Source organism: Dyadobacter sp. HNCC25DJ185 (assembly GCF_056895195.1).
This window is the reverse complement of record NZ_JBXHAR010000007.1, coordinates 351,108-375,289: the sequence shown is the minus strand read 5'-3', so window position 1 is coordinate 375,289 and position 24,182 is coordinate 351,108. Positions and strand designations below refer to the sequence as shown.

The window sequence follows — 24,182 nt, the reverse complement described above, 5'->3', positions numbered from 1 at the left end:
GTGTCGCCCCAACATTAGAAATCCAGGCTAACAAATATATCAGTCGTTGATCCTTCCTCTTATGCAATCGATGCTTGCATCAAGGCTGCCAGAATGGGTCGAGCGAGGAATTCCGGGCCTTTCAAACCATTATAAAAGACCTCCGGACACCGTTATCCTTTCACCGGTTACCCAGCCGGCATCATCGGACGCCAGGAACACCGCCACCTTTGATATATCTTCCGGTTGTCCGATACGGCCCAGTGGGGTGAGCGGAAGCATTTGTTTTTCAATATCGCCCCCGATAATCCCCATTTCATGGTTTCCTTCTGTGTCTGTAACGCCAGGCGCAATGGTGTTGATGCGGATCTTTTTAGGGCCCAGCTCCTTCGCCAGCGCTTTGGTCACATTGTCAATCCCTGCTTTGGCAGCCGAGTATACCATCACGCCCGGAATCGGATTCTGGCTTACGGTCGAACTGACGTTGATGATGCTTCCACCATTTTCGCCAAACATCCCGACGGCTTGCTGGATACTCAAAATCGGACCCATTAAATGCGTATTTACCTGTAAATGAAAACTTTCCTCAGAAATATCATTCAATAGTTCTATTTTGAATACCCCGGCGTTGTTGACCAAAATATCGAGTCGACCAAACGCTTTTGCCGTTTCTTCAAAAAGCCTTCTGATATCTGCCGGCTTCGAAATGTCAGCTTGTACCGCCACGGCAGTACCACCATTTTCCGTAATCTCTTTCACCACCTGATCAGCATTACCTTTACTTGAAGCATAGTTTACGACAACTTTTGCGCCCGCTTTCGCGAATGATTTTGCGATCCCCGCACCAATCCCCTTGGAAGCCCCTGTCACAACGGCTACCTTATCTGCTAGTTTTAAGCACATTACCATGATTGTTTTAATGAGCTGCAAAGCTATATGGTATACACAGTTTCGGCAAGTATGTACTTTTTTGTATCTTACATACCCAAAACATACTATTACTGAATGTCAATAAATTAAAATGAAAAAAAGTAAGCAAGAATGTCCGGAAATGCCGACTTGTTCCGTTGACTACGCCTTCAGACGCATCGGAGGAAAATACAAAGGAAGAATTTTATGGTACCTGCACGAACATGCAGTCCTGCGCTACGGGGAATTGGGCAGGACAATGCCGGACGTCACAACCAAAATGTTGACACAGACATTAAGGGAGCTGGAAGCCGATCATCTGATCAGCCGGAAAGTATATTTCGAAGTGCCGCCCAAAGTGGAATATACCTTGACGGAGGTTGGCCAGGAACTAGTCCCCTTCATCGAGTACCTGAGGCAATGGGGGGAGAAGCAGATCAAACGGGAAATGCTTCAGACTTCCTGATCCGCTCCCTGAGTAACAAGACGGCAGTTGATGAGAAATCCACCGGCTTTCTACCGAAAGGGGTGCGTCCCAATTTCATAGGAAAAATGGTGATTCGTTCAAAACAGCCTCCACACGCAGACTCCTGACCTCAGTGGGGCAACTGCTCCCTGAAACGTCCGTATACCCAGGTTCCAGCCACGGCGCTTAGCAACGTAACGACCACGACCGTAGCCCCTACCCCTATCTGGGCAAACATCGGCCCTGGACAAGATCCGGTCAGACCCCAGCCCAATCCAAATATCAGGCCGCCGTAAATTTGTCCCTGGTTGAATTTTTTATCCTTGAAGGTAATTTGCTCTCCATGTACCGTCTTGCTATTTGTCACCTTAATCAGCCAGACGGAGAATATGCCTACCAACACGGCACTGCCGATGATCCCGTACATGTGGAAAGACTGAAGGCGGAACATTTCCTGTATCCGAAACCAGCTGATTACCTCGGCTTTGACAAAAACGACCCCGAACAACATACCTACGACCAGATATTTAAAGTGATAGTACCACGGGTGGTGCTGTTGACTTTCATTGATGCAGATAGCATCCATAGCACGGATCTCGTGCTCACTTTGACCTGTCACAGGAGGGTTGGATTTGTTCATCGATTGTGGCGAGGTTTGTTTATTTTAAATAATAGATTGCCTGCCCGTATTTCAACGGATTTTACACTTGATCATAAATTGAGTATGACCGGTAAAATCCAGTTGGCCATTGCAAAACCTCCGATCATAAAACAGATCGTGGCGACCAGAGATGGCCATTGTAATGTGGACAGCCCCATGATCGCATGGCCGCTGGTACAACCTCCCGCGTAACGTGACCCAAAACCTACCAGAAACCCTCCGCCAACCATCATGATCAGACCTCGGAGTGTGAGCAGGGCGTCCCAGCCCACCATGTCGGCCGGCACCAGGGAAGAAAAGTCCGAGATGCCATATGAGGCAAGTTCTTTCACAAGCTCTTCATTTACCTGGATGGCATCGGGAATGGTGAGATAGTTGATGGCGATCGCTCCTCCCAAGAAAATACCCAGCACGAAAACCAGATTCCAGGTCTCCTTTTTCCAGTCGTATTGAAAAAAGGGAATCCCGGCGGGGAGGCAAGCCGCGCAGGCATGGCGCAGTGAAGACGATATCCCGAAGGATTTGTTCCCCAAAACCAGCAGGGCGGGTACAGTGAGCCCGATAAGTGGGCCTGCTATATACCAGGGCCAGGGTTGTTTGATTATTTCCAGCATGAAAACGTTTGATATTTTAACTTTTCTGAATCACTATGTAAAGTTCGGGATGACTGACCGGCCGGTCAGTGACATTTGTCACCCATGGACAGCACATCTAAAAAAACTTCAGCTTAGGCAGGAACCTTCCGGTGCGCCGGCTGTACGATTCGTAATCCGGGTACGCGGCAAGAAGCAGCCGCTCTTCATAAATGGATTTAAAATAGAATAGCACGGCCAACAGCACAGCCATACCCAGCTTTCCGGCATGGGCGCGGTACAGTCCATAACCCCATAAACTGGCTATGATACCTGAGTAAAGCGGATGTCGAATCAGCCAATAAATGCCCGTTGTCACCAGATGGCCATCGGGTCGTACCGATGGAAACGGGGTCAGGCTTTTCCTCAATTGAATGATACCAGCCAGAAAAATCCCTGCTCCCGTCATCGCCATAGCAAACCCGATTACTCTGATGGTTTGATTTGCCGGAAGGTTTATAAAAGCAGGTATTGAAATATAGGCGATCATCAACAATATTTGAGCGCCCACAAAAATCAAATCTTTCCGTTTTCTTTTGGAAGCGATCATAAGATTAGGGTAAAACAGCCATTTATTTTAAGTGCGACAGCTCGGTTGATATAATGTAAATGCCCATCACCAACACAAACCAGCCAAATCCTTTTTTCAGCAAACCTGCATCCACCTTTTTGGAAACTGCGCTTCCGATCAGCACGCCGGCCATGGCCATCACCGTAATTTTGAGCAGAAAAATCCAGTCGATCGCAAAATGACCGATGTCCCCCACAAACCCAATCAGTGAATTCAGCGCTATAATGAGCAGCGAAGTACCGACAGCTTCTTTCATGGGCATTCCGAGTACCAATACCAACGTCGGTATCAACAGAAATCCTCCGCCTGCCCCCAGGACACCCGTTGTAAGCCCGATGCCGACACCGCTGAGCAGCATCCGGACAATGTTTCCCTTAAGATCACATTCCAGGCAGCCTGGTTTTCTTTCCTTACTTTTGATCATTCCTATGGATGCAGCTACCATCAGCACAGCGAAAAGAATCATGGTAAATATGGGCTCAGTGATCTGGAATCCATCTATTTTGAAAAGATTCTGGGGGATCAAGGGGATCATAAACCGGCGTGTCAGGAAAACCGTCGTGATGGATGTACTCCCGAACAGCAGCGCCGTTTTTATCTTCACAACGCCCTTGCGGTAATTGCTGTACGCCCCGACAAGGCTGGTCGAGCCGACAATAAAGAGGGAATAGGATGTGGAAACAAGCGGGCTAATCCCAAACATATATACCAGTACCGGCACGGTCAGTATGGACCCGCCCCCTCCGATGAGACCGAGCGATAAACCAATAAACACAGATGCTATGTAAGCTGCAGTTTCCATTTTCGATATCGATGATGGTACAAAAATCAGGAGTATTGCACGGCCGCAAAGTGATAAAAGTCACAAACCGGCTACAATCTTTATTGAATTTTTGCCAAAATGTTCAGTCCCCTGTTTTCCTGATCTTGCCGGTACAACCGCAAAGCGGAACCTTTTGGATTGGCTTTGATTTATGACTTTGCGCCTTGCCTATTCATTTTATTGATGATGACTGAAAGTATTTCCTATTATCTCGACACCGTTTTCCCGGATTTCGAACCAGAATTGAGACAACGCCTGACGAGGGATTGTATCCTGAAAGAGATACCCGCCGGAGAAGTGATCATGCGCACCGGACAGTACATCAAGCACACTTTGCTGATCGCGCATGGCAGGGTAAAGCTTTACCGTGAGGGCTACGACGGAGAGGAAGCTTTCATTTATGATCTGGAACCAGGCAATGCCTGCGCATTATCGATGATCTGTAATACCAAACAGGAAGCCAGCGAGATCATGGCCAAAACCGTTGAAGAAACCGTTGCGATCATGGTCCCGATACAATTGATGGACGAGCTGATGCAGAAATATAAAACCTGGTACTACTTTGTGATTGCCAATTACCGGGCCCGATTTGAAGAACTGCTGGTCGTGTTCGACAACGTCGTATTTAAGGGCATGGACGAGAGACTCGAATTCTATTTGAAAAATCAGTTTGACAGTAGAAAGACCAAAGTCCTCTCCATGACACACCAGGAAATAGCCAACGACTTAAATACGTCCCGGGAAGTAGTATCCAGGCTGCTGAAAAAAATGGAACAGGACAAAAAGATCAGGCTGCTGAGAAATAGCGTCGAATGGCTCCGCTAAAATAACCGGCTTAGGTCGTCTGCATCATACACCCACCAGAAATGATCCATAACGCTTTTTATCTGGCGGGGGGTGGTTTCTTGTTTTGCAGGTCAGTACCTTGTGGTCACGATCACCTATACCTCACCAGACAGACCAAAACTATGAAAATACTGTTCTTTTCTGCGAAACCGTATGACAAGTCATTCTTTGATTTTTATAATCAGCCCTACGGCTTCGAGATCGTGTACATGGAAACCCATTTGGGGCCGCACATTGTCAACGCAGTGCAGGATGAGAGCGTCGTTTGTGTATTTGTTAATGATCGTGTCAACGCCGAAGTAATTTCCGTCCTGGCGGATAAAGGTGTGAAAATCATTGCGCTCCGGTGTGCTGGTTTCAATAATGTTGACCTGCAGGCTGCAGCCTTACATGGTCTGAGAGTCTGCCGCGTCCCTGACTATTCTCCACACGCTGTGGCAGAGCATGCGGCAGCCATGCTTCTGACCCTGGACCGAAAAACCCATAAAGCTTATAACCGGGTACGCGAGCAGAATTTTTCCCTCAACGGGCTACTGGGTTTCAACCTTTTTGGAAAAACGGTGGGCGTTATCGGTACCGGTAAAATCGGAGCTGCTTTCTGCCAAATCATGATCGGATTTGGTTGCAAAGTCGTTGCCTATGACCTGTATCCGAACGAGGAGTTGGAACGGTCCGGCGTACGTTACGGTCCTTTGGAGGACGTTTTGACTGCGAGCGATATTATCTCACTGCATTGCCCGCTCAATGAGGCTACGCATTATATGATCAACAAAAAGACGTTGGCCAGTATGAAAAAGGGAGTCACGCTGATCAACACCAGCCGCGGAGGCCTGATCAATACGGCCGACGCTATCGAGGCGTTGAAAAGCAAGCAGGTGGCTTACCTGGCCATAGATGTTTACGAACAGGAGGAGAAGCTGTTTTTCAAAGACCTTTCGGGCAGCATTATCGAAGACGACACGATCCAGCGCCTGATGAGCTTCCCCAATGTTCTTGTTACGGCACACCAGGGCTTTTTCACGGAGGAGGCGTTGTCCGAAATTGCCCAGGTCACCCTGAAAAGCATCGATCAGCTCAGCAATGGGAGCGAGCCTGAGAATAAATCGGTGATCCTGGTCTGACTCGGTGAGCGTGCGCAGTTTGTAATCTGGGGAAGCCTTATTTGTTGCTTTTCAGGTTGACATGCCTGCCGCAAGGCGATTCCATCAACATTCAAATGTGTTCATATCTCGTAAAGCCTGCCGCTCACTGCGGATTCTGGCGGGTTATCAACTTTAAAATATGTCAGAAAAAAATGCGGTACCCAGTTTAAGTATCAGCCAGATCCTTTCTCTATTGGATCCAGCCTGGCACTCGCCGGAATATTATATCTCTCCCGACGAGAACTTAATGCCCGACACTTCCTATTCCGGGTTCCGCCCGGAGTTTTACGGACTCTTTCTTTGTACCAACGGCTGGATGGACATTGAGATCAATCAGGTCCTGCTACACGTAGAACGGCACTGCTTTTTTGCTGCCGCGCCGGAAAGTAGTGTGCATCGCATTCAACAAAGTGCTGGCTGCAAAGGCCGGCTATTGTTTTTTACCAAAGAATTCCTGCTCAAGAATGTCGTTAACACCCGGCAGTTTGACACATTCCGTTTTTTTTCAAAAAGTCAGAATTCCTGTATCCAGCTTGCACCCGGCGAGTCCAAATCACTTTTACAGCTTTTTGACATACTTAAAGACAAGAGGGACGAGTCGCATTTGCAGTACCACATTGAACTGATCCGGCACCTCATTTTTTCGTTCCTCTACGAAGCAGCGATCATTTATCAGAAGCACGGTATTTTCATACCTCCCGTATACGGCAAAGAGTCAGACATTTACGCTAAATTCCGGCAGCTTCTGGAAAAGGAAGGGAAGCACATGCACGCCCTTAAGTTTTACGCGGACATCCTTTGCATCACGCCGAAATACCTGATCCATGTCGTAAAAAAAGCGTCGGGAACAACACCCGGCGTACTGATTGACGAGTTGATCGTCGCGGAAGCCCGATTAAAACTGAAGAACAGAGAGCAGACGATCGCGATGATCGCCGAAGAGCTGCATTTTAGTGACCAGGCATCGTTCACCAAATTTTTCAAAAGACACACCGGGCTTACGCCGCTCTCATTCAGAAAAGGCGGGTAACGCCTCTTGAGAATTTCAGACAAATACCAGCGAATTACAGACAAATCCGGCGGTCTGTTGTATCCATATCTTTATACCGCTAATTCAACAACCAATGGGCGGTATAAACCCCAGTAGCAAAACTTTGATAACCCGGTTACGGTCCGAATTTCGAAAAGGGATCGTGCGTCCCTTAAAATGATACCGATGGATCAATTGAATCAAGAGTATGAGGATCTATTTCATCTTTCCCCGGTCGGATATTTTATGCTCGACAGGGACGGTAAAATACAACGGGTCAATCAGAGAGGTTGTTTCTACCTGGGAATTGATTCTGATCATGCCAAGGGAACACCGTTTTCGACGTTTCTGCCCACAGAACTTCATCAGGAAAATTTTTCCCTGCACCGGAACGCCGTCCTCGAACAGGGGCAGATCCAGCAGACGGAATCGGAAATCAGAAGTAGGGATGGACGTATTTTCTCCGTATTGATGAAGAGTACCATGGTGAAAGACGATGGGGGCCGCTTCAAACATATGCTTACCATCGTTAGCGATATCTCCAAAATCAAAGCCCACGAACAGGGAATTGAAGCAGCCTTGGTGAAAGAAAAACAGTTAAATGAAATCAAATCCAGCTTTGTTTCAATCGCTGCCCACGAGTTTCGCACGCCTTTATCGGCAGTGCTCTCCAGCACTTCACTCGTGGAGCAATACGCAAAACTGGGAGCTGAGGAAAAAATGCAGAAGCATCTGAACAGGATCAAGTCTTCGGTGAAGGTGATGGTAACCATTCTTGAAGAATTTCTGTCACTGGAAAAACTGGAAAGCTGCAAGGTGGAAGTCATCGAAAGGAACTTCCTTCTGCCTGCATTTTGTGAAGATGTGATCGAGGAAGTAAATCCGTCGATCAGAAAAGGCCAGTACATAACCTATTTTCATAAAGGGCTTAACAAAGTTACCTCAGATGTAAAAATCTTACAGCACATTCTGTTTAACCTGCTTTCGAATGCCTGCAAATATTCAAAGGAAGACCAGGAAATTGTGCTCCTGACGGAAGCAAGTAATGAACGGATTTCCATTCAAGTCAGAGACAACGGCATAGGTATCCCAGAAAAAGACCAGAGTAAGATTTTCTCGAGGTTTTTCAGGGCAGCAAACGCCACCTCCATCCAGGGAACCGGCCTCGGACTTAGTATCGTCCAAAGATATGTCGAACTGCTGAATGGCAAGATCCATTTCATTAGTAAGGCAAATGAGGGGACCACGTTTTATGTGGATTTACCAAATCGGTAATCCCGTATTCGGAGCTGGATTTGCAGGTTTTTTCCACAATAATAACCTAGTCTTGTCCAAAAAAAATGGGGAAACTCCGGTGGAGATGCTCGCTTTGGTCTTCCACCTCGAAAAATAAGTCCCTTGTACCGGCGCCCAGGATCACCATATCTGTGAATCTTTCTGATAAGCCGATCCAAAAAGCTTCTGTGGCGCTTGTTTGCGGATATACGAATTCTACATCGGCATAATAACCGGTCAGGTAATCAGCTAGTGAGCACTTTTCTCGTTCCGGAATAGTGCGGCCGCTGCTGAAACAAATGACCCGCGCCATTTTATCCTGATGCCGTCTCAGCAAGTGGTTGAATTGTTTCATGGCAGAAACCGCTGACCTGCTGCCGTCATAAATAAAGACAATGGTTTCAATTCCATTAAAATAACGGGGAGAAATAATGACCGGGCATGCAGTATGGGACAGAATATCTTTAGTCGCGCATCGCTGCATCCCTTGCCCCGGCACAGAAAATGCGGTTTCGGGGTCAATGATAAGCACATCTGTACAATGACTTTCGTCAATGATTTCGGTTTGCGGTAGCCCGTTCTTTAAATTGGCAAGACCCCGGACACCCTTCTGGGAAGCGATGTCAAAGAAAAGACTGAGATTTTCCATGTACATGACCTGGTCATCCAGGCTGGCCTGAAGATCCGTATCGGCCATTTGCTGGATGAAAGATACCCCCAGCAAATTACCGATCACCAGACCGGTGTCCGACAACAATGGGTCGAGGAACAGGCCGGTCAGTTTTGATCCCGTCAGATCTGCCATGCAACAAGCGAGTTCCACTGTGTTGCGATTTAGCTGCTTTCCGCCTACTGGAAGTGTAATTGTTTTCATGCAATGGACGATGTTTCTCAAATTTCGGGTTTACCTATCCCGCAATCTATGACCATCGTTATCCGCAGCTATGACATTCATCACAATACCTTTTTATCCTGCCCATCACAATCCTTCACCTAAAAAAGGGGCAAAACAGGCCTAGAAGGGCCATTTCTACCAACGGGCGCTACCTACGCTTCGTTTGGAATTATACTTTTTGCATCTGGTCGCACGATTGGGAAGTTCCGGCACCACCCGACAGTGCGAATTTGAAGAACGATATCTTTAACTGTGGTAAAACTGAATTACCGTCAAGCGATTGCCCTGCGTGAGCCGGACAGCCCGGGGCGCTTTGTGAGGGGAAATCTTAACGAAACGAAACATTTTCATCTGCCGTACCGACGAGCTTTTGCTTCACATAATCGGCGGGATATTTCAGCGCCAGCTGCCTGATTTCATAGCTAAATTCAGTAAAAGCCTCCTCCCAAAGCCTCGCTTCCCGCTCCGTGTATTCATAAAAGCCATGCGCATTGGCAACCCCTCTGCCGCCCGCCTTGACGATGTCGTCGATGAGCTGAGGTACATGCTGGCTATTGTTCAATGTCGGCAGCAGGTCTTTCATAACAGTATGGTAAGCAGCAACCCCGGTTAGGTCCATCCAACGAAAGATACCTACGAAAGTCATGAAATAGCCGGCGTTATTGCGACATGACCGGTCTACGTCTTCAACAGTCGCATATCCGTTTTCGACCAGGCTTATGGCCTCCCGGTACATGGCGTACATCAGGCGGTTGGTAATGAAACCGGGAATGTCCTTCCTGACCAAAATGGGCTCCTTTCCCCATAAATGAGAAAGTGCGTACAGGTATTCGCCCTGCGGGAGCACACTCTGATCACCGCAGATTATTTCCAGAAAACGGGTTGTATGGGCAGGTTCCGCCCAGTGGAGACCAAAGAAACGCCCGGGATGCTGTACCAGTTTCTGCAACGTGCTGATGGGGATTGCGGATGTGTTACTGGCAAGGATGGCATCAGTGGCAATGACCTGTTCTGCTTTTTGTAAAACGGATTCTTTAATCCCAATGTCTTCAATGGTGCATTCAATCACCAACTGGCAACGGGCCAGCTGGGAATAATCTTCGGTAATGGAAAGTTGGTCGAGGTAATACTCGGACGGATTACCGATAAGCCCATTTTGAAAAGATCTTTCCAGGTGTTCCCGGATGCGGGTTTCGGCCTGAGCCAGGTCCTGGCTGATCGGGGCGATTGCAGCCACGGGATGCCCGGCAATCAGCAGGCAGGTTGTGATACTGCAGCCCATCAGCCCAAGGCCTATGATGCCCACAGGAATATCATTGGTTGTCATTTAATTTCGTTTAAAAATTTCAGTATTGTTCTCATAAAAGGGTTCAATTACAACATCACAACCTGCCCGCTGCGTACAGATTCGTCGCAGGCGAAGGCGATCCGAAGACTGTTTACAGCGTCCTGCATATGATCAGAGAGGTCAATATCTTCCTGTATGGTCCTTAAAAAATAGCTTTGCTCGCGGTTACAAAGCTCCTGGTGGTCCGGTTCGTCGGCCAGGTTGATCCAGAGATCCTCTTTTGCAAAGCGTTCGCCTCCATCCAGCTCTGCATCATGGAGGCGTATGGACTCCGTTTTGGTATGTGCCTCGATAGAAGAGGATTTACCCTCTCCGCCCGCTTCCTTCGCCACGATGGAGACAGATCCTTTTGGCCCGATCACATCTTTTACAAAAAAAGCGGTTTCACTGATCATCGGCCCCCAACCCGCCTCATACCATCCCACCGAGCCGTCCTCGAAGCGAATCTGCAACTGCCCGTAATTATAGTTACCAGCCGGGATCTCCTCCGTCAGCCTGGCCCCTATCGCATACACCTGGGTCGGCCTGGACCGTGTCATCTGACACATCACGTCAATATAATGCACCCCGCAATCCACAATCGGGCTCAGGCTTTTCATCAGGTTACGGTGCAGGGTCCACATGCTCCCCTCGCTTTGCTGGTTCAGGTTCATACGCATGACCAGGGGCTTTCCCAGCTGATGCGACAACTCGACAAACTTTTCCCAGGATGGGTGATGCCGTAAAATATAACCCACCACCAGTTTCTTACCTGCCTTAACGGCGGCCGCAACAACGCGCTCTGCCCCGGCGACCGAGTCGGCCACAGGCTTTTCGATGAACACGTGACACCCCGCCTCCAAAGACTTCACAGCAAAGTGTTCATGGGTATCCGGATAGGTGGAGATGCACACGGCATCCGGAAGGGTACTTTCCAAGCCATGATCAAAATCGCTGAACAGGGGATAATTGCCGCCCAGCTTGTCGTTCAGTACTTCCTTGCTTTTCCCGGTGGAGACGATTCCGCAAATTTCAAAGCCATCCATTAAATGGTAGGCGGTTGCATGTGATGACCCCATATTGCCGCACCCCACCACCAGGACGCGCAAAGGTTTTGTTAAATCGGGCATAATTAAAAGGTTTAGGAATAGTTGGCTATTGAAATTTCATAACTGGGATCAATTGATTTTGAGGGGTGTCAGCTCCACTTTTCTGACAAACATTTCGGCCCCTTCCGACTGGATCTGAATGCGTCCTTTGGAAGGCTTCACGGCCGAGGCCTGATTAACCAGTGTGCCGTTCAGAAAAATGCTGATGCGATCGCCCTCCGCGACACATTCCATCGTATTCCATTGCCCGAGCGGCCTTTCGATGTCGCGGGCACCGGAAAATCCCTTGACATCCTTCCATTGCGGGTCCCTGTCAAACCAATCGATACGGCCGCTGTGAATGGTAAGCGGCTGGCCACCCGGTTGGAAAACATGCCCGCCGCCTTCTTTCTTTGGGGCCACGGTGGCGGTCAGCGCATAGTTTTCGCTCCCATCACCCACAACCAGGAAATCACCCGTACCTCCCTCTATGATCTGACATTCAATGGAATACATCCAAATACCATGATACCCCCCATCAGCACCGGTGGAATGGAGCAATACCCCATTGTCGCGCGCCCTGTCTGCCCTGGGGTCGTAGGTCTTTTCTCCCCATTTGAATTCCACTTTCAGTCTGTAATTTTCGTACGCTTTGTCGGTTACAATACTTCCGTATTCCTCCCCCGAAATATGGATCATCCCGTCCTGAACTGTAAAGACCTTTTTTACATCCTGGTCCCGTCCCCGTTTTTCGACAAAAGGGTACCAGCCGTCCAGGTTTTTTCCATTAAAGAGCCGGATCCTTTTACCGGCCGGTTGGGCTACGGAACTTGTTTGCGCAGCAAACATCCCGATCACGATCGTGAGGGCCAATAAGCTTGTTATTTTCATTTGCGAGAATCTTTTATGGTATCACGATACAGCATTACTTATTATCCTGGGCCTTGATCATCCTGTCCAGCCGGTATGGAAGCGCTTCCAGGAAAGCCGTCAGGTTAGCCATTTCAGCGGTAGTCAACTGTTGGTCCAGGCCGGGCGGCATCATGGACAGCGTTTGCGGTTCGATAGACTTAATTTCCGATCTGGGGATTCGGAGACCCGGTGCGGGGCCTACTTCCAGGATAATGGATTCGGGCAACTGTTCCTTGATAATTCCGACATACGCGGTTGTTTTTGTCACAACCCGGTAAGTCTCATATTCGCGTGCAAAGCTTGCGCTGGGATACACCACCGCTTCCAGAATGTCATGTTTGGAACGTATCTCGCCAATGTTGGTCAGGTCAGGACCGAAGCGCCCGCCCTGGGCACCAACCGAGTGACAGGAGTAACAGGATGCCTTGCCAAAGAAGAGTTTCCTGCCTTCGCCTACGTCACCCCCTTTGAGCTGGGCTTCCATTTTCTGCAGGTGAGAAAGCCGCTCCGCGTGTTGTGCATTGAGCCTGGCTATCAAGGGCTCGGCCATGGAATGTACCGGAGCCGGGAAGTCCTTAAGCAACCTTTGAAGATCTGGCTCCGACACATTGTCCAGCCGGACGGTGCCGGTCTGCAATGCGGTGATCAGTTCCTTGCCAACTTGTTCATTCTTGTTTCCTTCAAAAGCTTCCATGAGCGACGGCAACAGGAAGGCGTCGGTTTTGCCGATCTGGTTCTGAGCGATGAGCGTCAGCTGCGCATTATTGAGCTCGGCATGATTCAGTAACCGCACGGCAAACTGCCTTACCGGCGAATCGTACTGTGGGCCAATGAACTGGATCAGCAGCTGGAATTCGGTTTCTGAGAGTGCGGGGGAAGACATAATCCTGGCATTCAGTGCCTTTAGCCGGAAATCAGCCGGATTGTCGGAATTCATGACAATGGCATTGAGATCATTATTCAAAGCCTTGACCTGTCTGGACCCGATCAGCCCCAGGACCTGGGAGCTCACCGCCGCATCCGTGCCACGAAGCTGCACGCCCATTTCCTTGATCCAGGACTTTGGCAATTCCTTCAAGGAACATCCTGCCATGACCTCCAGCATCAGCAATTTTCTGGAAGAAGGCGTTTGGGAATTGCCGAGTTGTTTGGCTATAAAGTCCTGCAACTCCGGTTCCTTCATAAAACTGAGCATCAGATCCCGCACCGCCCCCGCCTCCGAATCAGAAATGTTCCCCTTTTCGAGGCTGTTTTTAAGAAAACTGATCACAATGTCGGTCCATTCCGGGTGATGCGACGCAATCCAGATCCCCGTACCTCGCAGGCCGTCGTCCTTGCTGGCAAGTACCGGTGCGAGGTACCGCTTTTGGAGTGGCGAACCATCCATCTGATCAAGGGCAATCAACGCTGCGGTCTGTATCCCGGGCGACGTATTTTTTAGCGCCTTTACCATCAGGTCACTGCTTTTGAGCAGGATCAGCGAATGGATGATGGCATGCTGCACAAAGCGGTCGGAGCGATCCGATGCCGCGGCCAGCAAAGCAGGGACAGCCGATACAGCGCCGATCTGCCCCAGGGCCGTTGCCGCCTGACGGCGGACCGATGGAACATCTTTCTGCACCATACCTATCAGCTTACTGATGGACTTGACATCTTTTTTCAATCCCAGAACCCTCACGGCGGCGGTACGGACAATGCTGCTCTTATCGTCCAAAGCCTGGCGAACACCAGCCCAGCCCGCAGCCGTGTTGATCCTCGATAAGGCAAACACGGCTGCTGCGCGCCCTTCTTCGTCCTGGATACCTGGTATCGTTTTCAAGATTGGCCCTACCGAGGGATTACCCCGCAGTATCAGTTGCTCTATCGCGTTGTCTCGGACAGCCGGGCGTGCATCTGTCAGATACCCCACCAGCTTTTCCGGGGTTTGTTTGTCCAGGTTCAGTTTTTTTCCCCAGCCATCTTCCACCCGCATTGCCCCGGTTTTACGAATGCGATAAATGCCTCCTTTTACATCTGGTTTGGCCACCCGTGACAAGGGACAGCCCTCTATAAACCAGCCGCCTGTAACCACTACAAGCATACTTCCGTCGGCATCCTCGAAAACGTCCGTCAGATGGGAGTCGGAACTCAGTGATTTCACAAAAATCTCATCGGTTGTTTTGAAAGTCGCCCCGTCAGTTGCAATGGTATGCCGCATGATGCGGCCGGTATTAAACTCAGCATTGAACAGGTTGTTCTTGAAGTCCGGACCGAAACCGGCACCGCGGTAACGCATAATCCCGGAAGGGGCCACCCGAGGCATCCGGGTCATGACCGGCATGAGCTCGCCGGTCAGCTTCATGCCATCTTCCTGTATCACCGAGCCTGGTTTGGGATACACACCCCCTTCTACCCAATGCATCAGTGCGTCCCTCTGCCCATCCTGCGGATCAACAAAATAGGTCATCGTACCGATAGTCTCCCCAGAAGGCATAAACGCGATTTCAATGGAATTGTCAAATCCTCCTCCCGCCATCGCTTCCAGGCCGGTGCCGTCGGGACGGCAGCGCCATATCCGGGCACTTTTTCCTTTCAAAACCTGGTTTTCTTTGGTTGTTATGTTGAAACCGCGACGCGCATCAGTGATGTACAACCAGCCGTCGGGGCCGAAAAAAGGACCGCCCAATGTTGCTCCATTCGAATTGAGCGTCCACCCGGTTAAGATCGTTTCCCTCTTGTCTGAAACTCCGTCCGCATTGGTATCGGTATAGCGGACCAGGTTGGGGGATTCGGTAACATATAAGCTGCCCCGGTAAAATACCCCTCCTTTGGGGAAAGGGATATTTTTCGCAAAAATCTGGTTCTTCTCAAATTTACCATCTCCATCGGAGTCCTGTAAAAGGCGGATATGGTACGATGGTTCCGAGAGCATTTTGGCGGTACCCATGATATTGGGTTCTGTCGACTCGAATACGAACAAACGTCCGCTTCCGTCAAAACTGGCAAACATAGGATAAGAAAGTGAATCGGAGGACACGGCACTTTCGACTGTAAACCCATCGGGAACCAGCAGCCCGGTTTTCTCTTCGGCCTTTTTGGCCGTCAATGCAATAAAAAAGACGCTGATTAAAGACAAAATAACGGGCCGGGCGATCCCGTAGCTCAGAAAAGCCCTTCCCTCTGAAACGGGCTGGCCTGCTTCGTTTGATTTCATGATGATGCATTTTCGAATAAACCAGCCCAGGTGACTGGTTTACTCTTGTGATTTATGGATTCTGGGTGAGGTTGTGGTTGATGTTTACTTCCCGTTCGGGAATGTAAAAAACGACCCTGGGATTGGAAGGTTCTATCCTCAAATGAAAATTATCTGTGCCATGCATTCCCGGATAAGCCCTTACCAGCGGGAGATTATTGCGATAGAGGTCACCTGGCCTGTGCCCTTCATAGGCCAGCTCCAGTCTTCGTTCTTCCAGCACAACATTGAGAACGCTGCCTCGGCCTTTTAACGCTCCTACCGAATAAAGAGCAGCCCCGGAGAGGCCTGCCCGGGCCCGTATCAGGTTAACATCATCAATGGCAAGTTGGTCCTGACCCGTTTTCGCATAAGCTTCCGCCCTGTTCAGGTACATTTCGGCCAGCCTCAGATAAACGGGAGAGCTCAGGTTGGCAACACCTTCCTGCCAATTGAATTTATTGATAAAATACTGGGGAGAAGTACCGCGGTACTGAAGTACCCCGTCGATATAATGAGGGGTGATAAATTTGATGCGAACATCGGCAGGATTTTCATTCAGCAGGTCCCAAAGTGACTCGGAAGCATAGTATTCGCCCCAGCCGGTCGATAATGTTTCGGGATCGTTGTAGTAAAGGGACCCTACCGCATTCTTATCTTTATTATCCGCGAGCGTATGCCTGAAATTGAAAATGGTCTCCGGGTTGCTTTCCGGCACCAGGGTCGGCGATTTTTCATATACCGCGGTGCTTGCCAGCTGATACCGGTTCGAGCTGATCACTTTATTGGCGTACAAGATGGCATTGGTATTGTCCTCCATGTATAAATAGATCCGCGACAGGAGCGCATAGACCACTTCTTTTGAGGCAAAATTGGCATTTTTCTCGTCGTGCATCAGACTTGCCGATTTCATCAGATCGGCTATCACAAAATCATATACTTCCTTGACCGTACTTCTTTTGGGATAGAGGTCCTGTTGTGTTTCCGGGACAATAGGGACGCCCGGGTTGTCACCCTTATTCTGGGCATAAGGCCGCCCAAACAAGCGGACCAGATTAAAATGGGCCAGTGCACGCAGGAACAGGTTTTCGCCTTTCAGCTGATCCATTTCAGCAGATTCGCCCTCCTGGATCTTACTGATAATCAGATTGGCGGAATAAATAAGCTTATACGATTCCTGCCAGAAATCGGTGGTGGGATACATGGCAGGTATATGAAGATAAGACGCGGCCAGCGATGCCTGGTCGCCATCGGCCCCACTTTGTACCACATTGTCACCCGGCCATTCATTCAGTGTTAAAAAATGCCTTGTATAAGCCTCCGTGACCAGCATGGCGTAGTTGCCGTAAGTCGCAATCTGAACGTCGGCAGGCGTGGCAAGGGCAACATCATTGGATTTGCTGTCGTAAGGTTGCAAATCTTGGTCGCAGGAAGCTGTTAGGAGCAGCAGTGCGAACAGTATATTTCTGACTATGGTCTTTGATCCCATGATTACTTTTTTAGAAGCCAATATTGATTCCGAATAGTATTTTTTTACTGATTGGATATTTGATGCTGGATGTTCCTCCCGATGGCCCCAGGACCACCTCGGGGTCCATCCCTGAGAATTTCGTGAAAGTCACCAGGTTGTCGGCACTCACAAAAACCTTTACATTTTCCGACCTTACCTTTTTTAACAGGTGTTCCGGCAACTGGTACGAGAGACTGATATTACGCAACCGGATATAGCTTCCGTCTTCCAGATATCTCGATGATGCCTGGTTTGAGTTTTTATTTCCGCCAAAAACAGGTTTCGGGTGCGTAGCGATGTCGCCCGGCTTTTCCCAGCGGCTCCATCCGTCGGCAAGTACCATGCTGTTGTAGGTATAATAAGCGCCGTCAGAATCGAACAATGCCCTGGAAGTGTGGTATACCCTATTGCCGCTCACATAATTAAAGAAAGCAAAGAGCGTGAACCCCCGATAGCCCAGCGTATTGCTGATCCCGCCTGTAAATTTCGGGGAAGCCGAACCCACATTTTGCTGGGTGGCATCACTGTAAGAATTGGTCGTTGTCCGAACTTGCTCACCATTTGACCCGGTAGTTACTTTTTCCCAAAGAGGGTCACCCGTTGCAGGATCCACGCCCATCCATTTTCTCATGTTCCAGGTATACAGCTGCTGCCCTTCGCTGATGAGCAGGTTGCCCTGCCTGATATCCTTGCCCTGGTCGAGCGCCAGCACCTTGCTGCGGTTAAAAGCTATATTGAAATTAGTCTCCCAACGAAATTTTCCGTTCAGGTTGATGCTGTTCAGATTCAGTTCGAGGCCCCTGTTCCTGATGGAACCTACATTCCTGATCACCGACCCAAATCCGCTGGTGTAGGGCAATTCAACGTTGAGTAACAGCCCGTCCGTCGTTTTATTATACGCATCGATATTGAGCATTAACTTTTTATAGATACTGATATCGAGCCCTATATTGAGGCTTTTGGCTTTCTCCCAGGTGAGGTCCTTGTTATCCATCTGAAAAGGGAATGCCCCCGAATTCCCGGCATATTGGGTAGCGAAGCTGTACAGGCCAAGCGATTGGTAGTTTCCTATTTCTGCATTGCCCGTTACCCCGTAACTTCCGCGAAGCTTCAATAAATCAAAGGAGGTCAGTCCTTTCATGAAGCTTTCGTTGCTCAGGAGCCAGGAGGCACCCAATGTGTAGAAGTTCCCGGAGCGGTTATTTGCTCCGAAACGGGACGACGATTCATTGATGTATGAGGCTACCGCAAAATATTTGTTGTCGTAATTGTAGTCCAGCTGTACAAGCCCTTTGCTGAATGCATTTTCACTGATCGCTCCCGAAGAAGAAAGGATACGTGAAGCGGTGCTCATCACGTGCAGGCCGGGCGCAAATCCCTCGCCGGTTACCGCATTGGTTTGGACTTTGTTTTTCTCGGCTTCAACAACGGCCAGTGCACTGATGTCATGCTTTCCGAAGTTTTTGTCAAAGCGGAGTCGGTTGGAGGTGATCATGGAAAGATTATCGATAAATCCGTCCGTCAGCCGTCCCAGGCCCTTTCCCGCCTTAGCGCGAATGTCATAATACAGGACGCTGCTGGTATTGGAATAACTTACCCGGTTATAGGACGAAAAGGTAAGATTGGGCAGGATCTTATAATCCAGGTTCACATCGGTATCCAGGCCTGATCCGTTGGCTTCGTTCAAATTATACTGCCAGCCATGCAGGAAATTCTCCTGCTCCCTGCCATACCAGCCACCATCCGTACCCTTGTTGATACTGCCGTCCGCGTTGTAAGGATTGTCCCAGGGCATGTTGTTATAAGCTCCGTAAAGCGCGCCGTCGAGACCTGCCCGATCGGACTCCTGCTTGTTAAGCCGCGCATTGAACTTGACATTGAGCTTCAGCTTGTCATTAATCTTCTGGGTAATGTTGGCCCTCAGATTGTATTTCTTAGCCACATTGTAGTGAAGCGTCCCTTGTTCATTGTAATAGTTGCCAGAGACATAGAACTGTGTTTTCTCGGAGCCGCCGGACAGGGACAGCACATAGTTTTGCGTAGTACCTGTTCTGAAAGCAAGGTCCTGCCAGTTTGTGTTTTGCGACAACACACTGGAAGGCACTTCTTGATCGAAACGATCGACAGGATAAAAGCTTTTTTCATAATCATACAATTGCCGGGAATCCATGACCCTGAACTTTCCGGTAGTGGCATTGTTGAAACCTGCGGAGGCATTGAAATCGATGCGTGTTTTGCCTGACCTTCCTGCCTTGGTCGTGATAATAATTACCCCGTTGGCAGCCCGTGAACCGTACAGGCCGGTTGCAGCCGCATCTTTCAGTATCGTGACCGACTCAACGTCATTGGGGTTCGCATTTCCGCCGATGATCCCGTCTACCACATACAAAGGCCCTGAACCAGCTGTGATAGAGCTCGATCCCCGTATTACAATGGTGGGCGTGGCGTTTGGATCGCCGGACGAATTGGAAACGATTACCCCCGGCGCCTTTCCCTGCAACAGGTTGGTCGTATTGTTTGAGGTTACATCATTGAGCTGCTTTCCCGTGATGACAGCCACTGAGCTCGATAACTGCGAAAGCTGCTTGGAAGAATATCCGACCACAACTACTTCTGTCAATGCTTTGATATCGGACTTAAGGGAGATATTAATCGTCGTGGAATTACCTGTCAGTACTTCCTGACTTTCGTACCCCACAAAACTGAAAATCAAACTGGCCTGGTTATCTGGGACGAAAATCTGGTAAGATCCGTTCAAGTCCGTATTCGTGCCCTGGGTTGTACCTTTGACCACAATATTTACTCCAGGCAACGGCTCACCCTTTTCGTCGATAACCCTGCCCTGTATACGTAGGTCGGGTTTGATGGCAGGAGGAGTTTTTATGGGGATTGAAATTGCTTTTGCGTCTGCCCTTCGGATGATGATACTGTTTTCCATCGTCACATACGAAAGGCCAAAGCCGTCGAGAAGCCGGGAAAGCACGGAGCTCAACTTTTCCCGGTTTGTTTTCAAATCTACTTTCGTGTTGTCCTGAATCCCGCCCACAAAAACAAATTTCACATCGGCAGCGACCGCGATTTGGTCGAGCGCTTCATTTAATGTGACATGACGCAACCGGATCGTCACGGGTTTGTCTAGTTTCTGGCCATAGGATTCCGCCGCAAATGAAAAGGTGCAGAGCGCGCAGATCAGCATGTAGAGTAATATGCTGTATTTCATCGACAGTAAAATATAATGAACTACCTGACCCCTTGGGAGAGATTTTTCCATAATTTTGATAAGTTTAAAGTGTAAGGCAATGGTTTAGTTTAAGACCGTTAGAGTTCGAAGGCTGCGGGCATAAACTATTGAAGCTTTTCATTTTAGCTGTTCCCCGGATCTTTCTCCGGGGATTTTTGTCTCTTCTGGTCTGTAATCATAGGCATCAGGAATTTTGTTCATATCACGTTAGTTCAGTCCATTTGTATTGTCCAATGTCACCGTTTACCTCCGTGGTTGCCCACAGCTGCCATCGATATAGTATTTTGAATTTCCCACCATCCTGAGTTCCCCACCGACGGAAACCGATAACATTTTCAGCACCTTTGAAACTGCGATGCCCGAATCGAAATCAGCATGGACGGGGCAGCCGCCCAAAGCCGGGTTATAGTCGATCTGAAATTCATAGTTTCTCTGCAGTATCCTGATCAAATCCCCGAGGATGATGTTCCTGAACTGCATTTTGCCATCCCGCCAGGCAATCTGGCCCACTGCGTCCACGCCATCCTCTTTGACCAACTCCCCGCTTTCTTTACTGTATAAAACACGCTGGTTTGGTGTGATATACACGGCAGATCGATGAGAATTCACCATTACCCTGCCTGTTACCACTGTTACGGCTATTGCCGGGTCTTCACGGTAAGCTTTGATATCAAAGCTCGTTCCCAGAACCTTTGTTAGTATCTGGCCCGAGCGGATAATGAAGGGTTTCAGGGTATCCCGTGCAATTTCGAAGTATGCCTCCCCTTCGAGACTTACTTCACGGGTATCCCCCTTGAAATCAGCCGGATAGGATAGCGTGCTCTTTGCGTTCAGCCATATGACCGAGCCGTCGTTCAATGCAACCTTCCGTCGCTCTCCTATGCCAGTGGCCACAGAGCGTAAAGTAAGCACCTGACCCACAGAGCCTTTCAGGACGGCAGAATCAAACCACTTATTATAAATGTAAAGCGAACCGCCGACACTTACCAGGAGTGCAATCCAGATGGCAGCCATACGATACCAGCCTTTAAATGTAAAGCTGGTTTGCGGGACGGCACGGACCTCCTTCCTGAAAATCATTTTTTTCAAGAGCTTGTCGTACACTTCCATGACCGCAGCATCTGTTTCTGCATTGTCCTTCGCGGCCGCCTGCAGATGCTGCGAGATCAAATCCCGTAACATCTGATTCTCTTCCTCTAAATTAAAGTAAGCTAATAAGGACCGCACCTGATCGGATGTACATTCATTGGCCAGGTAGCGCTGAAAAAGCCCTTGGATTTGTTCGCTTTCTTCCAAAATCTGAGTCTTTATAATATTTTATAGTTAATACGCTTTACAAAATATTATCCTCTGCTCTGTGAGAAAGAAAAAATTATTTTTTTAAAAAAAAGAGATAAAGCTAAACAAAATACGGTGCTCAGGACCGGTCGGGATGACCTCCGAAGGTCACTCCGGCTGACAAAGAAAAACGACCAGAAACTTCATAAATCATTGAAAATCATCCAGATCAAGAGCAACACGGCCAGATCACCGTGTGTATGGAGGTATTTTCTGACAGCGCGGTTGGCCTTAACAATGTGATCGCTGATTGTGGAGGTAGAAATTTTCAGAAGGGAGGCAATTTCCTCATAGCTCTTCCCTTCCATCTTACTGAGCAGAAATATTTGCCTGCGGACAGGAGGAAGCTGGTCGATCGCCCGGTTGATGAAATGAAGGCTTTCGTTATAAATGACCGTCTCTTCCGAATGGTTGTAATAAATCGCAGCGGAGGATACAAGGTAATCACCAAGCCTCTTGTCCCGAGCTGCCTTCCGAAAGTGGTCAAACACCAGGTTTTGTGCTACCTTAAATAAGTAGGACTTGAACGGCTTCGAAATATCTATCTGGCTCCGGCTTTCCCAGATTTTGAGAAAAAGGTCCTGCAAAATTTCCTTCGAAGTCTCTTCGCATTTCACCAACCTGAAAATATTCGCGTATAGCTGTCGGCTGTACCTGAAGTAAAAAGCGGTGAATGCCTTTTGATCACCATTGATTAATTCCGTCAAAAGCTCATTTTCATCAATAAAGACGTCGCCCGATTTCATAATACAGCATATTTCGCTTGTAAGATCAAATATACGCATATAATATTGAAATGATCAGCGTTACTCCCACTGCCCGCCGGTTCACCTACCCCCGAGCCGCTATGTCAAAAAAAGGAACATCAATCTGACAAGCTTGTCGCAGCCAGCTTTGAAAGCGGCAGTGGTTAAGCGCCCGCGCAAAATCAAAACAGCCATTGCTGATAGCAATGGCTGTTGGCGCTGCCTATTTACTCTTACAAATGTACATTTTGCTTGAACCGTCTGCTTTCTAAAAAATAACCGATGGTTAGCACTGCCAGCATCACGATATCAACAATGAGCTGGGCCGGTGCCTGGCCGGAATAGGCAAACTGAGGGTCTACCAGGGCTGTTCCCGGAAATAAGAGGGAACCAGCCTGGGTAATCCAGTAATAACTGGCAAGAGCGGAGGCAATCTTCAGACGATAGAGACCATCTGCTTCGGACAACCATAATATCCAGAGCGATGTCAGGCCGATCATGGTGCCCAATAGCATCGTCTGCGCGTTGTGAAATTTGGCATGAGGCGGCCACGTGGGATTATAAATATGGGTATGGTTCCAGTCGAAGATATAGGAGCCGGCAGTTGCCCAAATGGCAACCAGCGTAATAAGGAATTTACCTATGGATGTCGGTTTCATGTCTATGAGGATTAGTGGTTTAAAAAGTGGTTTTTATAATCGCTGATAAATTGCATAAGCGTTCTTGGCGGACTGCCGGTTAGCCGTTCCACTTCGCCCGTCACATCTATTTCACCACCTTGGGCCCCGATCTTGAATTGCGCTATCAATGCGTCGGTATGCCAGGCATCAAGTCCGGCATATCCCAGTGTTTGCCGCGCGTCGGCTTCGGACTGGTTCACTGCCTGCACGACATAACCCAGCCCCTGCGTCAATTGGGCCGCCACGTCGGCTACTGTCAGAGAAGCTGGTCCCGTCAGATAATAGGTGGCACCTGTATGAGCCGTCTGGGTCAGCACTTGTTTGGCTACCAACGCAATATCCCGGAGATCGATGTAACTGATCTGTCCGTCGCCGATCATATGCGGCAAGATACCCTTCGCAATCGGGTGCGCGTACGCTGTAAAATTTTGCATAAAACCGGTTGGTCGTAAAATTGTCCAGTCAATAGATCGGTTGCGCAAATACTGATCGATCCGGGCATGTGACCGGGCATAAGCCAGTTTTGAACCCTGGTTTGTGTTGGCCGTCGAAACCTTTACAATGCGCTCAACGCCCACTTCAACAGCCAGATCAATAAGGGCTGTTTCGCGCTCGGCGTGCCGCTCATCCGGGGCGGTCAACAGAAATAGTTTGTCACATCCCTGCATGGCCTTCCGCATAGCATGAGGGTCGTTGAAATCAGCCCGTACAGCCTCCAGGCCCAAGGCATTGAATCGAGTTTGCTGGCTATCGCTGCGATACATGGCCCGGGCCGGTATGTCTCCGGCCGCCAGTAACCGGCACAATTCGGAACCAATACTTCCCGTAGCGCCTGTGATGAATATCATGATGGTATTTGTTTTGATTTACTTAAAAGAACACCGCAAAGGTCGGCTGACT

21 protein-coding genes are annotated in these 24,182 nt (G+C 49.0%); 5 read left to right on the top strand and 16 right to left on the bottom strand.

All coding sequences use genetic code 11. The features are described 5' to 3' along the window. Positions 1 to 129: 129 nt before the first annotated feature. Positions 130 to 882, bottom strand: a complete 753-nt coding sequence (locus tag AC1XUF_RS21580; protein ID WP_483343906.1) for an SDR family NAD(P)-dependent oxidoreductase — start codon at positions 880 to 882, stop codon at positions 130 to 132. 118 nt (positions 883 to 1,000) lie between these two features. Between AC1XUF_RS21580 and AC1XUF_RS21575 the strand changes: the two genes are divergently transcribed. Next, positions 1,001 to 1,354: a winged helix-turn-helix transcriptional regulator gene (locus AC1XUF_RS21575; protein WP_483343905.1), complete on the top strand. Its 354-nt coding sequence runs from the start codon at positions 1,001 to 1,003 to the stop codon at positions 1,352 to 1,354. A 130-nt stretch (positions 1,355 to 1,484) separates the two neighbouring features. Here AC1XUF_RS21575 and AC1XUF_RS21570 read toward each other — a convergent pair whose 3' ends face one another. The 4 genes from AC1XUF_RS21570 to AC1XUF_RS21555 form a co-directional block, all read right to left on the bottom strand. Beyond that, positions 1,485 to 1,940 carry a DUF6691 family protein gene (locus AC1XUF_RS21570; protein ID WP_483344043.1) on the bottom strand — a complete coding sequence of 152 codons (456 nt, stop codon included), beginning with the start codon at positions 1,938 to 1,940 and terminating at the stop codon, positions 1,485 to 1,487. Positions 1,941 to 2,065: 125 nt separating this feature from the next. After that, a complete protein-coding gene (locus tag AC1XUF_RS21565; RefSeq protein WP_483343904.1) occupies positions 2,066 to 2,629 on the bottom strand; it encodes a YeeE/YedE family protein in 564 nt (187 codons plus the stop codon). A gap of 97 nt (positions 2,630 to 2,726) precedes the next feature. After that, on the bottom strand, positions 2,727 to 3,197 hold the full coding sequence (locus tag AC1XUF_RS21560; protein ID WP_483343903.1) for a methyltransferase family protein: 471 nt from the start codon (positions 3,195 to 3,197) through the stop codon (positions 2,727 to 2,729). Between the two features lie 22 nt (positions 3,198 to 3,219). Further along, a complete protein-coding gene (locus tag AC1XUF_RS21555; RefSeq protein ID WP_483343902.1) occupies positions 3,220 to 4,020 on the bottom strand; it encodes a sulfite exporter TauE/SafE family protein in 801 nt (266 codons plus the stop codon). Between the two features lie 204 nt (positions 4,021 to 4,224). On the opposite strand from AC1XUF_RS21555, the gene AC1XUF_RS21550 reads away from it, so the two are divergent. The 4 genes from AC1XUF_RS21550 to AC1XUF_RS21535 all read left to right on the top strand — a co-directional run bounded on the left by AC1XUF_RS21550 (position 4,225) and on the right by AC1XUF_RS21535 (position 8,334). Then, positions 4,225 to 4,866 (top strand): Crp/Fnr family transcriptional regulator, encoded by a 642-nt coding sequence (locus AC1XUF_RS21550; protein ID WP_483343901.1) that lies wholly within the window; start codon positions 4,225 to 4,227, stop codon positions 4,864 to 4,866. 143 nt (positions 4,867 to 5,009) lie between these two features. Further along, positions 5,010 to 6,008 (top strand): 2-hydroxyacid dehydrogenase, encoded by a 999-nt coding sequence (locus AC1XUF_RS21545; protein ID WP_483343900.1) that lies wholly within the window; start codon positions 5,010 to 5,012, stop codon positions 6,006 to 6,008. A gap of 160 nt (positions 6,009 to 6,168) precedes the next feature. After that, a complete protein-coding gene (locus AC1XUF_RS21540) occupies positions 6,169 to 7,059 on the top strand; it encodes a helix-turn-helix domain-containing protein (protein WP_483343899.1) in 891 nt (296 codons plus the stop codon). Between the two features lie 186 nt (positions 7,060 to 7,245). Further along, positions 7,246 to 8,334, top strand: coding sequence for a PAS domain-containing sensor histidine kinase (locus AC1XUF_RS21535; protein WP_483343898.1), 1,089 nt, complete (start codon positions 7,246 to 7,248; stop codon positions 8,332 to 8,334). A 46-nt stretch (positions 8,335 to 8,380) separates the two neighbouring features. Here the strand turns inward: AC1XUF_RS21535 and AC1XUF_RS21530 are convergent, their stop codons facing one another. The 11 genes from AC1XUF_RS21530 to AC1XUF_RS21480 form a co-directional block, all read right to left on the bottom strand. Beyond that, positions 8,381 to 9,208 carry a hypothetical protein gene (locus AC1XUF_RS21530; protein ID WP_483343897.1) on the bottom strand — a complete coding sequence of 276 codons (828 nt, stop codon included), beginning with the start codon at positions 9,206 to 9,208 and terminating at the stop codon, positions 8,381 to 8,383. 349 nt (positions 9,209 to 9,557) lie between these two features. Further along, complete coding sequence (locus AC1XUF_RS21525; protein WP_483343896.1) at positions 9,558 to 10,556, bottom strand: 3-hydroxyacyl-CoA dehydrogenase family protein; 999 nt, start codon at positions 10,554 to 10,556, stop codon at positions 9,558 to 9,560. A 47-nt stretch (positions 10,557 to 10,603) separates the two neighbouring features. Further along, positions 10,604 to 11,686, bottom strand: coding sequence for a Gfo/Idh/MocA family protein (locus AC1XUF_RS21520; protein ID WP_483343895.1), 1,083 nt, complete (start codon positions 11,684 to 11,686; stop codon positions 10,604 to 10,606). Positions 11,687 to 11,734: 48 nt separating this feature from the next. Beyond that, entirely contained in the window at positions 11,735 to 12,535 is an 801-nt protein-coding gene (locus tag AC1XUF_RS21515) for a 3-keto-disaccharide hydrolase (RefSeq protein WP_483343894.1), read from the bottom strand. A gap of 34 nt (positions 12,536 to 12,569) precedes the next feature. Beyond that, a complete protein-coding gene (locus tag AC1XUF_RS21510; RefSeq protein WP_483343893.1) occupies positions 12,570 to 15,749 on the bottom strand; it encodes a PVC-type heme-binding CxxCH protein in 3,180 nt (1,059 codons plus the stop codon). A gap of 52 nt (positions 15,750 to 15,801) precedes the next feature. Further along, positions 15,802 to 17,256, bottom strand: coding sequence for a RagB/SusD family nutrient uptake outer membrane protein (locus AC1XUF_RS21505; protein WP_483343892.1), 1,455 nt, complete (start codon positions 17,254 to 17,256; stop codon positions 15,802 to 15,804). A gap of 10 nt (positions 17,257 to 17,266) precedes the next feature. Then, positions 17,267 to 20,548, bottom strand: coding sequence for a TonB-dependent receptor (locus AC1XUF_RS21500; protein WP_483343891.1), 3,282 nt, complete (start codon positions 20,546 to 20,548; stop codon positions 17,267 to 17,269). Between the two features lie 213 nt (positions 20,549 to 20,761). Continuing rightward, positions 20,762 to 21,814 (bottom strand): FecR family protein, encoded by a 1,053-nt coding sequence (locus tag AC1XUF_RS21495; RefSeq protein ID WP_483343890.1) that lies wholly within the window; start codon positions 21,812 to 21,814, stop codon positions 20,762 to 20,764. 185 nt (positions 21,815 to 21,999) lie between these two features. Further along, entirely contained in the window at positions 22,000 to 22,602 is a 603-nt protein-coding gene (locus AC1XUF_RS21490) for an RNA polymerase sigma factor (protein WP_483343889.1), read from the bottom strand. Positions 22,603 to 22,835: 233 nt separating this feature from the next. Further along, entirely contained in the window at positions 22,836 to 23,261 is a 426-nt protein-coding gene (locus AC1XUF_RS21485) for a DUF6640 family protein (protein WP_483343888.1), read from the bottom strand. 11 nt (positions 23,262 to 23,272) lie between these two features. Then, a complete protein-coding gene (locus AC1XUF_RS21480) occupies positions 23,273 to 24,130 on the bottom strand; it encodes an SDR family oxidoreductase (protein WP_483343887.1) in 858 nt (285 codons plus the stop codon). Positions 24,131 to 24,182: the final 52 nt, after the last annotated feature.

What these genes read in the sequence shown, in the direction of transcription:
- AC1XUF_RS21580 (WP_483343906.1), bottom strand. Translation starts at nt 882, where the DNA reads ATGTGCTTAAAACTAGCAGATAAGGTAGCCGTTGTGACAGGGGCTTCC.
- AC1XUF_RS21575 (WP_483343905.1), top strand. Translation starts at nt 1,001, where the DNA reads ATGAAAAAAAGTAAGCAAGAATGTCCGGAAATGCCGACTTGTTCCGTT.
- AC1XUF_RS21570 (WP_483344043.1), bottom strand. Translation starts at nt 1,940, where the DNA reads ATGGATGCTATCTGCATCAATGAAAGTCAACAGCACCACCCGTGGTAC.
- AC1XUF_RS21565 (WP_483343904.1), bottom strand. Translation starts at nt 2,629, where the DNA reads ATGCTGGAAATAATCAAACAACCCTGGCCCTGGTATATAGCAGGCCCA.
- AC1XUF_RS21560 (WP_483343903.1), bottom strand. Translation starts at nt 3,197, where the DNA reads ATGATCGCTTCCAAAAGAAAACGGAAAGATTTGATTTTTGTGGGCGCT.
- AC1XUF_RS21555 (WP_483343902.1), bottom strand. Translation starts at nt 4,020, where the DNA reads ATGGAAACTGCAGCTTACATAGCATCTGTGTTTATTGGTTTATCGCTC.
- AC1XUF_RS21550 (WP_483343901.1), top strand. Translation starts at nt 4,225, where the DNA reads ATGATGACTGAAAGTATTTCCTATTATCTCGACACCGTTTTCCCGGAT.
- AC1XUF_RS21545 (WP_483343900.1), top strand. Translation starts at nt 5,010, where the DNA reads ATGAAAATACTGTTCTTTTCTGCGAAACCGTATGACAAGTCATTCTTT.
- AC1XUF_RS21540 (WP_483343899.1), top strand. Translation starts at nt 6,169, where the DNA reads ATGTCAGAAAAAAATGCGGTACCCAGTTTAAGTATCAGCCAGATCCTT.
- AC1XUF_RS21535 (WP_483343898.1), top strand. Translation starts at nt 7,246, where the DNA reads ATGGATCAATTGAATCAAGAGTATGAGGATCTATTTCATCTTTCCCCG.
- AC1XUF_RS21530 (WP_483343897.1), bottom strand. Translation starts at nt 9,208, where the DNA reads ATGAAAACAATTACACTTCCAGTAGGCGGAAAGCAGCTAAATCGCAAC.
- AC1XUF_RS21525 (WP_483343896.1), bottom strand. Translation starts at nt 10,556, where the DNA reads ATGACAACCAATGATATTCCTGTGGGCATCATAGGCCTTGGGCTGATG.
- AC1XUF_RS21520 (WP_483343895.1), bottom strand. Translation starts at nt 11,686, where the DNA reads ATGCCCGATTTAACAAAACCTTTGCGCGTCCTGGTGGTGGGGTGCGGC.
- AC1XUF_RS21515 (WP_483343894.1), bottom strand. Translation starts at nt 12,535, where the DNA reads ATGAAAATAACAAGCTTATTGGCCCTCACGATCGTGATCGGGATGTTT.
- AC1XUF_RS21510 (WP_483343893.1), bottom strand. Translation starts at nt 15,749, where the DNA reads ATGAAATCAAACGAAGCAGGCCAGCCCGTTTCAGAGGGAAGGGCTTTT.
- AC1XUF_RS21505 (WP_483343892.1), bottom strand. Translation starts at nt 17,256, where the DNA reads ATGGGATCAAAGACCATAGTCAGAAATATACTGTTCGCACTGCTGCTC.
- AC1XUF_RS21500 (WP_483343891.1), bottom strand. Translation starts at nt 20,548, where the DNA reads ATGGAAAAATCTCTCCCAAGGGGTCAGGTAGTTCATTATATTTTACTG.
- AC1XUF_RS21490 (WP_483343889.1), bottom strand. Translation starts at nt 22,602, where the DNA reads ATGAAATCGGGCGACGTCTTTATTGATGAAAATGAGCTTTTGACGGAA.
- AC1XUF_RS21485 (WP_483343888.1), bottom strand. Translation starts at nt 23,261, where the DNA reads ATGAAACCGACATCCATAGGTAAATTCCTTATTACGCTGGTTGCCATT.
- AC1XUF_RS21480 (WP_483343887.1), bottom strand. Translation starts at nt 24,130, where the DNA reads ATGATATTCATCACAGGCGCTACGGGAAGTATTGGTTCCGAATTGTGC.